Below are 12,349 nucleotides of genomic sequence, written 5' to 3' on the forward strand. Positions count from 1 at the left end.
GCCCCCCAACGGCCCCCCGCCAGGTGGGCTTCGCCCCCCTAGAACCCCCCTTCCGCAAATCCCGGAGCCATTGACGTAAGACGGCTCCGTTTCGCGGCGGGGGCCGAGATGCACTGCCGGTGGCGCCCTTGCGGGAGGAGTCGCACCACAGACGAGATCCGCAGGGTCGTCACCGGCGGGTCCAAGGTCCTCAAGGGCTGGCGGAGTGTGCTCGTAAGGAAGGACGGCTCTTACAGGGGGCAGGGGGGTGCTAGGGGGGCGAAGCCCACATAGCGGGGGGTTGTAGGGGGGCGGAGCCCCTCCTACGCCTGTCCGGCGAGGACCGGGGGTTTGGGGGCGGAGCCCCCAACAACGGGAGAGGGCCCAGGGCTGGGGCCCTCAAGCCACCGCCGCCCCCACCCACCCCTCAGAGGGCTGGGCCCTCACGCATTGGCAGCGACGAATACGGCTTCGCGGCTACACGCATAGGCGAGCGTCGGCAACAACTCATCGACGTCCGGAAGCCAACGATTGGCAGCATTGGGCTCGCGCGCCCATTGGACGGCTCCGCGGGTGCCCAGCCGGGTGGGCGGGGCCGCAACCCAGTCGCCCGCGCCCTTGCCCTGCAAATCCAGTGCGGTGGGCGACCAGCCCAGACGGCGCACGGTGGCGGGAACCTTGGCGGCGACGCCGGGGAGGACGAAGAAGAGCATCCGGCCGTCCGGAGTGCAGGTGACAGGGCCCAGCGGCTGGGCCATCCGCTCCAGCCGGGCGAGCGCCAGACAGCCCACGGCCTCCGAGACCTCGAGCGCGTCGAAGGCACGGCCGGTCGGCAGCAGTACGGCGGCGCGCGGCTCGGTCTCCCACAACCGGCGCGCAGTTGTCGCGCTCCCCGTCGTCTCGTCCGCCCAGGATGCGCGCGCGGGGTGTGCGCCGGGCGCGGGGCAGTCGGAATCGCCGCAGGCGCAGCGCGGGACGCCGTCCACCGTCTCCAGCCAGGTGCCGGGAAAAACGTCCCAGGCCCGCTCCTGGGTGTAGCGCACCGCGTGTTCGAGGGGTGGTGCGGACGGTGCGGCAGATGTCGTTCGCTGTCCGGGGAGGCGCGTGTTCGTGGTCGCTCCAGAGGTACAGGTGATGGTCTCTTCCACGACCATCACAACTTTCGTCCCTGGGAGGGGTTACGGGGGCAGGACGGGGCGGGTCGAGGCGCGACGGCGCATGCGGCGTCCGTTCCGCGGCCGTTTCCGCCGTACAAGGGGCAGGCCGCGCTCGGAACGGCGCATGGGGGCATGTGTAGGGGCGCGTGCACAGAAGTGCTGTCTTGGGTGGGTAGTCCCTCTCCGGTGCAGTGTGCTGTGAAGGGTGGGGTTTGTAAGGGGTCACGGGCATATGCGCCGATCAGTGAGCAGTGAGCAAGCCGGGTCCGTACCACGGAAACCACTGAGGGGGATCGCATGGCCGCCAGGCCGCTCGTCGCGAGGCAGCCCAACGAACGGCTGCAAGCGCTCATCCAGGAGGCCGGGTGCTCGAACGCGGGCCTCGCCCGCCGCGTCAACATGTGCGGCGCCGAGCACGGACTGGATCTGCGCTACGACAAGACCTCCGTCGCGCGCTGGCTGCGCGGGCAGCAGCCGCGCGGCCGTGCCCCCGGCATCATCGCCGAGGCCCTCGGCCGCAAGCTGGGCCGTACCGTGACGATCGACGAGATCGGAATGGCCAACGGCAAGAACCTCGCCTCCGGAGTGGGCCTCCAGTTCGCCCCCACGGTCGTCGGCGCGGTCGAGCAGGTCTGTGAGCTGTGGCGCAGCGACGTGGGCCGGAGGGACTTCCTGACCGGTTCGACCGTGGCCGCCTCCGCACTCGTCGAGCCGAGCCGGGACTGGCTGATCACCCAGCCCGACCACCAGGTGGCCCGCTCCTCCGGTGCCCGGGTGGGCACTGCGGACGTGGCAGCCGTACAGGCGATGACCGAGGCGCTCTCCGAGCTCGACCACCGCTACGGCAGCGGCCACATCCGTCCCGTGGTGGTGCACTACCTCAACAGCGTCGTTTCCGGACTGCTCGCGGGCTCCTACAAGGAGGCGGTCGGCCGGTCGCTGTTCGCCACCGTCGCCCGGCTGACCGAACTGGCGGGCTATATGGCCGTGGACACCGGCCAGCACGGGTTGGCGCAGCGCTACTACATCCAGTCCCTCCGGCTGGCACAGGCGGCCGGGGACCGGGCGTACGGCGGCTATGTGCTCGCCGCGGGGATGAGCCACCTGGCTGCCTCGCTGGGCAACCCGCGGGAAATCGCGCAGTTGGCGCGTGCGGCGCAGGAGGGGGCGCGTGGGCGGGTGACGCCGCGCGTGGAGGCGATGTTCCATGCCGCCGAGGCGCGCGGGCACGCGCTGATGGGGGACATGCGCGCCTGCCAGGGTGCCGTCACCCGGGCCCTGACGGCGATGGACGGTGCCGAGGCGGCTGCCGACTCCGGTGACGATCCGTCCTGGATCGCCCACTTCGACCGCGCCTATCTCGCCGACGAGCTCGCCCACTGCCACCGCGACCTGGGCCAGGCCGAGAGTGCGGCAGCGCGCGCGGAGGAGGCCGTCACCGGGCATCCGGAAGGGCGGGCCCGGCGGCGGGCGATCGGGCTGTTCCTGCTGGCCGACGCGCAGGTGCAGCAGCGCGAGGTGGAACGTGCCTGCAGTACGGCCGGGCAGGCGGCACGGCTGCTCGCCGGGCTGCGTTCGGACCGGGGCGCGGAGTATCTGGACGACTTCCGGCAGCGACTGGAGCCGTACCGCGAGGAGCCCGTGGTGCGGGAATTCCACGAGAGTCTGGAGCTGGCCGCGGTGGCGTGAGGTGCCTGTGCCGACGACAGTGATCAGCCGGTGCGGAGTTGCCCATCAGCCCAGCGATACGAGGAGTTTGTCCCTTTCTGGGGGCTTCATGGCGACATCAGGTGAAGGAAGGGTGTCCGCACATCTGGGTGCGTGGTCCCCCGTTGGTGTGACCCGGTAGCGTGAGCCGACGCTTCCGCTAGCCATGCGAACGAGGAGTCTCGGTGACAACGCACAACGGACGCGGACAGGACGGGAATTCCGGCTCCGCCGGTGAACCGCTGCCCGCCTCCACGACCCCGTACGAGGGGGTCGTGCTGCCGGCCAACGGTGACCCTTGGACTCCTCAGCAGCAGCGCCAGGCCGAGCGCGAGCGCGTACGGCCCCCCGCCGGACAGCCGTGGGGCGAGCCCTGGGGCCCCGGCTCCGAGGCGGCCCACGGCAGCACCCCGGAGAGCGGCGCCCCGGAGGGTGGCCCCGGCTACTGGGGCGCTCCGCAGCAGGACGCCCCCGGTGGATCGCTGCCCCTCCCGCCGGAGGGCGCCCCGGCCCTCCCCCAGACTCCGCCCGTGGGGACCCCCACCTCGCTGCACCCGCCACACCCTGCGTCGCCGCCGTCACCCGACGGCGCGGCCCCGCTGCCCCCGGCCGCCGCTCCGGGTGCGATGCCGCTGCCGGACGGTCCGGGCGCGATGCCGTCCGGCGGTCCGGGGTACGCGCAGCCGGCTGCCGGTCTGCCGGAGCCGTACGGGGCGTCCTCGGCGGGTGGCGGTGCCCACGCGCTGCCGCCACAGCAGCCGCAGTCCCAGCCCCAGCCGCCGTCGGCTGTCCCGGGTGGTTCCGGGCGGCACGCGATGCCGGACCGGTCCGCTGCGCCGCCTGCGCCGTCCGCGCCGCCCATCGCGCCGCCTGTGCCGCCCGCCGCACCGCCTGTGCCCCCTGCCATGCCGCCTGGTGCGCCGCAGGGCGGGGTCGATGACAGCGACGCCACCCAGATGCTGCCGCCCTTGATGACCGGCCCGCCGCCCGCCGCCGGCCCCGTCGGCGCGGATGACGGCACTCAGCTGTTGCCGCCGCAGCAGCCTGCCGGGCCGGTGGGCGGCGGTCCGGACAGCGAGGCCACGCAGTATCTGCCTCCCGTCGCGGGCGGCGTGGACAGCGACTCCGAAGCGACCCAGATGCTCCCGCCGATGTCCGGCGAGGGCGGCGCACCCGGCGCCGGCGGGCCGGGCGCCGGAGTGTCGGGTCTCGGAGAGCCGGGGGCGCGGCGGCCCCTGCCGGAGTTCGACAACCTCTTCAGGTCCGATTCCCCGCGCACCACGGGCCCGGGGCAGCCCGCTGCGGGCAACAACGAACCGGGCTCCACACAGAGCCTGCCGATATTCGACCAGGCGGCGCAGCAGCAGGCGCCGCCCCGCGGTGGCTACGGCTACCCGCAGCCGGCTGCTCAGCGGGGCGGCTACGGCTATCCCCAGCCGGGCGCGCCCCGCGGCGGCTACGGCTATCCGCAGCAGCCGCCGGGGCCCCAGGGCGGCGGTGCAGGCTACGGCTATCCGCAGCCGGGTTCGCAGCAGTACGAGCCGCAGGTCGGCGGCCGGGCGGCGCGGCGCGATGCCGAGCGCGGGCGGCGCAAGGTGTCTCCCTGGCTGCTGATCACGGGTGCCCTGGTCGGCGTCGCCGCGATCGGGCTGGTGGTCGGCCTCCTCCTCGCGAACGGCGGTGACGACTCCGGCGGTGACGAGCCGAAGGCGTCCAGCGCCCCCGCGGAGGAGAAGTCCTCCGCGGCGCCGGACCCCGCGGAGGGGCAGGCCAAGAAGCTGGACGCGCTGCTGGCCGACAGCAACAACAGCCGTTCCACCGTCGTCCGTTCCGTACAGAACATCAGGACCTGCAAGTTGCTGGGCAAGGCGGCGACCGACCTTCGGTCCGCGGCCAGGCAGCGCACCGGACTGGTGCGGCGGCTCGGCGAGCTGAAGACGGACCGGATCCCCAACAGCGCGGAACTGAACTCCGCGCTCAAGAGCGCCTGGCGTTCCTCGGCCTCCGCGGACAGCCACTATGCGGCCTGGGCGGACCAGGTGGCGCGTAAGAAGGGCTGTCACAAGGGCAAGGCCAAGCCGACGAGCCGGCTCGCTGCGGGCAACCGTGCCAGCGGCAACGCGACCACCGCCAAGAAGAAGGCGGCGGGGCTGTGGAACCCGACGGCGAAGAAGTACGGCCTCACGGAGCGGCAGTTCGGCGCGCTGTGAGGGCGCCCCGAGGGCGCCGGAAAGGGAGAGCGAGGGCGGCGCCGGGGGCCCGATGTGCGGAACGTAAGGTCGGTGACCATGCAGCAAGCAGGTTCCGTGAAGTCTTCCCGACGTGGCCGTCGGTCCACCACCATAGGCGGCATGCCTGTCAACGACGTGCCTTGGTGGCGCTGGCGCAGCAACGTGCGCTCCGCGCTGCACATGCTCTCCGACCAGACGTTCCAGCACGAGTGCTGGCTGGCCGGACTCCCCGGATACGGCGATGTCACGGACGCCGTCTACCGCCTGGTCGAGGACACCTGGCTGGACAACTGGTCGGCGGAGAAATACGTCGGAACGATCTTCCGGGACGCGCAGGAAGCCCAGCTGGTGGACGCTGCCGTGCTGCGGGTGCTGCGCATCATGCACCAGGTCGGCGCCGACGCACCGGTCGCCTCGTATCTGGAGCACCCGGCGTGGCCGGAAGCCGTACGGGCCGCCCGGGAGGCACACGTGCAGCTCGCGGGCAACGACGGGGACGACCCGGACGAGCCGCCGCGCTCGCTGGAGGTCCTGGCGATCATGCTCAGGACGGTGTGAACGGGGGCACCTTCCGGCTGGAGGCCGGGGGAGGACTGCGTGCGGGGGCACCCGCCGTGATGTGCCAGTCTTGACGCCATGAGCCAGTCGCACCCCGCTCCCGGCAATCCCGCTGAAGCCGCCGAAACCGCAGAGAAGGCCGGAAAGGCCAAGAAGGCGGAAAACGAGGCGGGTCAGTTCGTCCTCACCCTCTCGTGCCCGGACAACAAGGGCATCGTGCACGCCGTCTCCAGCTATCTGTTCATGACGGGCTGCAACATCGAGGACAGCCAGCAGTTCGGGGACCGTGACACCGGGCTCTTCTTCATGCGCGTCCACTTCACCGGCAACACCACCGTGGAGAAGCTGCGGGCCAGCTTCTCCGCCGTCGGCGACTCCTTCCGGATGGACTGGCAGATCCACCGGGCCGAGGAGAAGATGCGGGTCATCCTCATGGTGAGCAAGTTCGGGCACTGCCTGAACGACCTGCTCTTCCGCTCCCGGCTCGGCGCGCTCCCCATCGAGATCGTCGCCGTGGTCTCCAACCACACCGACTTCGCGGAACTCGTCGCCTCGTACGACATCCCCTTCCACCACATCCCTGTGACGAAGGACACCAAGGCGGCGGCGGAGGAGCGGCTGCTGGAGCTGGTCGAGGCGGAGCAGATCGAACTCGTCGTCCTCGCCCGCTATATGCAGGTCCTCTCCGACAACCTCTGCAAGCAGCTGTCCGGGCGGATCATCAACATCCACCACTCCTTCCTGCCGAGCTTCAAGGGCGCCAAGCCGTACCACCAGGCGCACGCCCGCGGCGTCAAACTGATCGGCGCCACGGCGCACTACGTGACGGCCGATCTCGACGAGGGGCCGATCATCGAGCAGGAGGTCGAGCGGGTCGGCCACGACGTCACCCCCGAGCAGCTGGTCGCCGTCGGGCGCGACGTGGAGTGCCAGGCGCTGGCGCGCGCAGTGAAGTGGCACAGCGAGCACCGCGTACTGCTGAACGGCCACCGCACGGTCGTCTTCGCCTGACCGAGCGTGAGGGCCCAGCCCTCACGTCCGGTTACAGCCGCGAAAGCGAGGCCGTGGCGTAGAGGACGTCCTGGATGGCTTGGCGGTCGCCGTCCTGGCCCGCGGCGGCTTCGAGCGGTGGCACATGGCCGGCCGCGAGCTGGCAGAACTCCAGCCCGTCCAGGGCGATGTGGGCGACCTTGCTCTCCGGGGAGGCGCGGGCGCCGGGGGAGTCGAGCGGGATGTACCAGTCGCCGCCTCCGCTGCCCTCGATCTCCAGGTGCAGCGTGCGGCCGGGCGAACCGGCCGTGGCCAGACCGCGGGGCGGCGGCGCGAGCCCCGTACGGCGGCGGGCGGCGATCGCGCCGGGCAACTGCCGGGCCGCGAGATCGACCAGCAGGTTCAGATGGGCGGGCCCGGGCGGCGTGTACGGGTAGTCGACGGCTTCCGCGATGTCCTCCGCGTGCATCCAGCACTCGAAGGCGCGGTCCAGGAACGCGTCGCGCAGCGGGAGCGCGAAGTTGCCGTAGGAGACGAGCCGTCCGCGTGCGGTGTGCTCGCCCGAGGCGCTGCCGTCGTCCGCGGCGAGGAACGACACGTCACGGATCATGGCGTGGCTCTGCTCCCGCCATGGCTCACGGGCTGCCGGGGTGTGGTGCCCGGCGCCGTTGAGCGCCCAGTAGATCTCCGTGCGGGTCTGCGGGCCGGCGCCGGGCTCGGAGGCGCGGGCCTCGTCGGGGAGGGCGTCGGCGGGCAGCGGGTCGGGCAGGCCGATGCCGGTCGCGACCAGTCCGTCGACGGCGAGCAGGTGACCGAGGACGCCGGCCACGGTCGTCTCCCGGGTGCTCTGCCGTTCGCCGTCGAACCAGCGCAGCTGTACCGGCGCCCGCCACTCCTCCTCGGCCATATCGCGCAGCAGCGCGTCCAGCCGGGCCGTCTCAGCGTCGTAGGGAGCCGCCCAGGTCGGCATCGGTATACGGGCGGGGCGGCGGTCCAGGCAGCCTTCGAGTACGCGGGAGCGCAGCATCGGGTCGAGATCGAGGCTGTCCTCGGAGTGCAGCAGCCCGACCGCGTCGCGCAGCCGCAGCGCCTCATCCGCGCAGGGCGCGCAGTCGGTCAGGTGCGCTTCGACGGCGGCGGTCTCCTCCGGGGAGCAGGCCGCCAGCGCCCAGGCGCCGAGGAGCGAAGTGAGAATGCGGTGGTCGATCAATTCACCCTCGGGTGCTGCTTCGGCGGCACCGGTCGTCCGGGAGGGCTTGCTCCGTCCCGGCCCGGCAGGCCGTTCCGGGCCGCCCGGTGGCGTCGGCGGTGTCGGCGGCCTGATCATGGCCGCTGCCCCGCGCCGGGCGGCGCCATGGCGGGTTGCGTCATGGCGGAGGAGAGGAGCTGGAGCCCGAGCCGCAGCCGGCGGCGGGCCTCGTCCTCGGTGACGCCCAGCGTGTGTGCCGTCTGCCGGTAGTCGCGACGCTCGAAGTACGCCAGTTCCAGTGCGGCACGCAGCGAGGAGGGCATGGAGGTGACGATGTAGTCGGCACGCGCCGCGGTGGCGGCGGTACGGACCTGCTCCTCGAACCGCTCGGCCTGCTCGGGGGAGCAAGGTCCGGCGCTGTGCTGCTGCTGCCGCAGCCTGCTGGTCGCTATCCGCTGGGTCAGTTCCGCGATCCAGGACCGCATGGGGCCTTCCCGCGGGTCGAAGGTGTGCGGGCTCTCCCAGATATGGGCGAAGACGTCCCGGGTGGCCCTGTCCGCGGCCTCCTCGTCGTCCAACACCCGGTGGGCCAGGCCGTGCACGAGGGAGGCGAAGCGGTCGTAGAGCTCACCGAGCGCCGCGGCCTCGCCGTGTGCGAGCCGCTGTTGCATCTTCCGGTCCCAGCGCGGTGGTGTGTCGTTCGCCATGATGGCCCCCAGCCCTCGGTTCCGCCGTCCGCTGCCCGTCCGCGTCCGGCGGTGCCGTTCCGGCCTTTCCCTTCCGCCTCGTGTGCTGTCCGTCCTCGTGTGGTGCCTGTCGACACCTCGAATGTAGTGCGAGCAACTGACAGTGCACGCCACTTTTGAGGCAACGCACACCCCAGACGATTGCCCAGGGTGTACTTTTCGTCACGGAGCGCTTGGGCTGGGCGGGGCTGCGGGGGTGAAAGGGGCGGATGCTGCCGAGCGTTATGGGGGCGTGACCACAAGTTCTTGCAGGTTCCCCTGGGTAATACCGCCGGACCGCTTAGGGTCGTTTCCCTGGGACCAGTTTTGGAGGGGTAGGCCAGGGCAGCCGAGAAGTTGTAGGCGATCGACGAAGGGGTTGCGGGGAGTGTCGTTGAAGGTGCTGGAGGAGGAGCGGGGCGGGTGGGCCGTGCTCCGGGTCTCCGGTGAGCTGGACCTGGTCACCTCACCCGCGATACGGCAGCACGTGCACGATGCCGTGGCGGAGGGGCGCAGAAGTCTCGTACTGGACCTGACCGACGTCCTCTTCTGCGATTCCAGCGGAGTGGGCGTCCTGATCGCCTCGCGACGGCTGATGCGCTCCTGTGCGGGGCGGTTGCGGCTGATCCTGCCCGCGCGCGGTGCCGAGGACGGCTCGCATGTGAACCGGGTTCTCGCGGCTCTGGGGGTGCGGCGGCTCTTCGACTGCTACCCCGACCTGGCCACCGCCACCGAAGCGCACACCGCCACGGGCCCGCTCACGGCGTGACCACAAGCCCGCTCAGTCGGCGGGCTGTGCGGCTGTTCCCGCGCGCCGTAAGTCAGCCGAATCTCTCCCGTAGCTTGTACTTGAGCACCTTGCGCAGCGTGCTGTTGCGCGGCAACTCCGCCAGCACCTCCAACTGCTCGGGCAGTTTGAAGGTGGCCAGGCCCTCGGCCCGTAGATACGCGGTCAGTTGGCCGAGGGTGACCGGCGGTGCTCCTTCCGGCTGTTCGACGACGGCGCAGACCCGTTCGCCCCGCTCCGGGTCGGGCAGCCCGATCACGGCCACGTCGGCGACCGCGGGGTGTTCGTAGAGGAGTTGCTCGATCTCCTTGGCCGAGATGTTCTCGCCCTTGCGGATGATGATGTCCTTGGTGCGGCCGGTGAGCACCAGGTGCCCGCTCTCCAGCAGGCGTCCCACATCGCCGGTGATCAGGAAGCCGTCCGCGTCGAACGCCTCGGCGGTCCGCGCCGGGTCCAGATAGCCCTGGCACACCGCCTCGCCGCGCAGCCGGACCTCTCCCTCGCTCCCGGGCGGCAGCGGTTCGCCGTCCGGCGTGGTGATCCGGATCTCCATCCCCGCGGGAGGGCGCCCCTCGGTGGTGGCGAGCTGTTCCGGGGTGTCGTCGGGAGCGCCCATCGTGATCATCGGGGCTTCGGTCATGCCGTAACCATGGGTGAGTTGGCAGCCGAGTTCGGCCACCACCTCGTGGTAGAGCTCGGGAGGCTTGGGCGCCCCGCCGCCCGCGAGCAGCCGCAGCGCGGGGGCCAGCTTCTCCCCGGGCCGCTTGCGCTGTTCGGCCAGGAACATCGCGTAGAACGCCGTCGAACCGCCCGCCGTCGTCACCCCGTGACGCCGGTAGCCCGCCAGTGCGCCGGGCATCGCGAACTTCTCGAACAGCACGGCCGGAAAGCCGTACAGCAGCAGCATCACCAAGTAGTCGGGGCCGCCGATGTGGGCGTACGGGAAGGCGATCGAGCCGACGTCGTCGGGGCGCAGCCGCAGCGCGTGCGCCAGGCAGGAGCCACCCGCGATCAGGCTGCGGTCGGTGTGGCGTACGCCGCGTGGTTCGGAGGTGGTCCCGGAGGTCCAGTAGATCCAGCGCACTGCCGTGCCGTCGGTGGGCGGCTCCGGAATAGCGCTCAAGGAGCCGGGATCGGCGTCGGGGAGGGTGTCGTACGCGATGACTGTGCGCGGGGCGAGCCCGTACCGCTCCCGGACGCGGTCGGCCAGTGCGGTGTAGTCGGTGCCGCGCCACCGGCCGGGGTGTATGTACCAGGCGGCGCTGGTCGCCCGCAGCGCGAGGGCGATTTCGCGTTCCTGGTGGCCCGGTATGAGCGGTGTCTGCCGTACGCCGAGCCGGGCCAGGGCGAGGGAGAGCACGACGGTCTCGATGCGGGTGGGCAGCTGCCAGGCGACGGTGTGTGCGGGGCGCACTCCCTTCTCGTACAGCCCGGCCGCGGTGCGCTCGGCACGGCTGCGCAGCTCGCCGAAGGTGAGGGAGGGGTCGTCAACTTGGTTGACGTCAGCCAGACGGTCGTCAACCGAGTTGTCGTCAACCTGATTGTCGGTTGCCTGGTTGTCGGCCGCCTGGATGAGTGCGGGTGCTCCAGGGGTGAGCTCGGCCCGGCGTACGACCAGTTCCCACAGGGTGCGCGAGGTGCTGAGCTCGTGTGCGACAGCCGGCATGCCGCCCCCTAGGTCTCCCGGGCTCGATACCTGACGTCCCGTCAGGTTCGTCGGAAGCGTAGGGCGAGACGCCTTGTCGGTCCAGAGGCTGCGGGGCTAGCCTCTTTCTGATTCCAATTCTGACGGTGCATCAGATATAGCCGGTATGGCGAGGGGGCCACGCCCGTGACCGAACTACCGCGCATCATCAGCGTCGACGACCATGTGATCGAGCCCGCGCACCTCTTCGAGACCTGGCTCCCGGCCAAGTACCGGGACCGCGGCCCCAAGCCGCTCACCGCCGGTATCGGCGAACTGGAGTACGTCGGCGGCAAGTACCGGATCACCATGGACCCGGACGGGCCGCCCACCGACTGGTGGATCTACGAGGACCTGAAGTTCCCTTACAAGCGCAACATCGCCGCCGTCGGCTTCGACCGCGACGAGATGACGCTGGAGGGCATCACCCGCGACGAAATGCGGCCCGGCTGCTGGGATCCGGCCGAGCGCCTCAAGGACATGGACCTCAACCATGTGGAGGCGTCGCTGTGCTTCCCCACCTTCCCCCGCTTCTGCGGCCAGACCTTCGCCGAGGCGCACGACAAGGAGGTCGCCCTGGCCTGTGTCCGCGCCTACAACGACTGGATGGTGGAGGAGTGGTGCGGCGACTCCGGCGGCCGGCTCGTCCCGCTCTGTCTCATCCCGCTGTGGGACATCGAGCTGGCCGTCGCCGAGATACGCCGCAACGCGGCGCGGGGGGTGCGTGCGGTGACCTTCAGCGAGATTCCGACGTTCCTCGGCCTGCCGAGCATCCACAGCGGCTACTGGGACCCCTTCTTCGCCGTCTGCGAGGAGACCGGCACCGTCGTCAACATGCACATCGGCTCGTCCTCCCAGATGCCCGCCGCCTCACCCGACGCGCCCCCGGCCGTCCAGGCGTCGCTCTCCTTCAACAACGCGATGGCCTCGATGATGGACTTCCTCTTCAGCGGCGTGCTCGTGAAGTATCCGCGGCTGAAGCTCGCCTACAGCGAGGGCCAGATGGGCTGGATTCCGTACGCCCTGGAGCGCGCGGACGACGTGTGGGAGGAGCACCGTGCCTGGGGCGGCGTCCGCGACCTGATCCCCGAGCCGCCCTCCACCTACTACTACCGGCAGATCTTCTGCTGCTTCTTCCGCGACAAGCACGGCGTCACCGCGCTGGACACGGTCGGCCGCGACAACGCCACCTTCGAGACCGACTATCCGCACGTCGACTCCACCTTCCCGCACACCAAAGAGGTCGCCCTGGAGCACGTTCAGGGACTCGACCAGGAGACCGTCCACAAGCTGATGCGGGGCAACGCCATCCGGATGCTGGAGCTCGACCTGGTGTGAGGGA

Annotated in this window: 10 protein-coding genes; 6 read left to right on the top strand and 4 right to left on the bottom strand. The window is 71.1% G+C overall.

Annotation, left to right across the window (positions count from 1 at the left end):
- Nucleotides 1-422: 422 nt before the first annotated feature.
- Nucleotides 423-1,133, bottom strand: coding sequence for a bifunctional DNA primase/polymerase (locus ACTWQF_RS29350; RefSeq protein WP_443282744.1), 711 nt, complete (start codon nt 1,131-1,133; stop codon nt 423-425).
- Between the two features lie 300 nt (nt 1,134-1,433).
- On the opposite strand from ACTWQF_RS29350, the gene ACTWQF_RS29355 reads away from it, so the two are divergent.
- The 4 genes from ACTWQF_RS29355 to purU all read left to right on the top strand — a co-directional run bounded on the left by ACTWQF_RS29355 (nt 1,434) and on the right by purU (nt 6,643).
- Nucleotides 1,434-2,825, top strand: a complete 1,392-nt coding sequence (locus ACTWQF_RS29355) for a transcriptional regulator (protein WP_443282745.1) — start codon at nt 1,434-1,436, stop codon at nt 2,823-2,825.
- 203 nt (nt 2,826-3,028) lie between these two features.
- Nucleotides 3,029-5,053 carry a hypothetical protein gene (locus ACTWQF_RS29360; protein ID WP_443282747.1) on the top strand — a complete coding sequence of 675 codons (2,025 nt, stop codon included), beginning with the start codon at nt 3,029-3,031 and terminating at the stop codon, nt 5,051-5,053.
- A gap of 78 nt (nt 5,054-5,131) precedes the next feature.
- Complete coding sequence (locus ACTWQF_RS29365; protein WP_443282748.1) at nt 5,132-5,632, top strand: SCO4402 family protein; 501 nt, start codon at nt 5,132-5,134, stop codon at nt 5,630-5,632.
- A 78-nt stretch (nt 5,633-5,710) separates the two neighbouring features.
- Complete coding sequence (gene purU, locus ACTWQF_RS29370) at nt 5,711-6,643, top strand: formyltetrahydrofolate deformylase (RefSeq protein ID WP_443282750.1); 933 nt, start codon at nt 5,711-5,713, stop codon at nt 6,641-6,643.
- Between the two features lie 31 nt (nt 6,644-6,674).
- Here purU and ACTWQF_RS29375 read toward each other — a convergent pair whose 3' ends face one another.
- Nucleotides 6,675-7,949 (bottom strand): zf-HC2 domain-containing protein, encoded by a 1,275-nt coding sequence (locus tag ACTWQF_RS29375; protein WP_443282751.1) that lies wholly within the window; start codon nt 7,947-7,949, stop codon nt 6,675-6,677.
- Entirely contained in the window at nt 7,946-8,518 is a 573-nt protein-coding gene (locus ACTWQF_RS29380; RefSeq protein ID WP_443282752.1) for a sigma-70 family RNA polymerase sigma factor, read from the bottom strand. The genes ACTWQF_RS29375 and ACTWQF_RS29380 overlap by 4 nt, the downstream gene beginning before the upstream one ends.
- Nucleotides 8,519-8,924: 406 nt before the next feature.
- Here ACTWQF_RS29380 and ACTWQF_RS29385 point away from each other — a divergent pair, with 406 nt between their 5' ends.
- Nucleotides 8,925-9,305, top strand: a complete 381-nt coding sequence (locus ACTWQF_RS29385; RefSeq protein ID WP_443282754.1) for an STAS domain-containing protein — start codon at nt 8,925-8,927, stop codon at nt 9,303-9,305.
- 52 nt (nt 9,306-9,357) lie between these two features.
- On the opposite strand, the gene ACTWQF_RS29390 is transcribed toward ACTWQF_RS29385, so the two are convergent.
- A complete protein-coding gene (locus tag ACTWQF_RS29390; protein WP_443282756.1) occupies nt 9,358-10,989 on the bottom strand; it encodes a class I adenylate-forming enzyme family protein in 1,632 nt (543 codons plus the stop codon).
- Nucleotides 10,990-11,154: 165 nt separating this feature from the next.
- Here ACTWQF_RS29390 and ACTWQF_RS29395 point away from each other — a divergent pair, with 165 nt between their 5' ends.
- A complete protein-coding gene (locus tag ACTWQF_RS29395) occupies nt 11,155-12,345 on the top strand; it encodes an amidohydrolase family protein (RefSeq protein WP_443282758.1) in 1,191 nt (396 codons plus the stop codon).
- The last annotated feature ends 4 nt before the right edge of the window (nt 12,346-12,349 follow it).

Origin of the sequence: Streptomyces sp. 8N114 (genome assembly GCF_052245835.1) — a bacterium.
Taxonomy (GTDB): Bacteria; Actinomycetota; Actinomycetes; order Streptomycetales; family Streptomycetaceae; genus Streptomyces.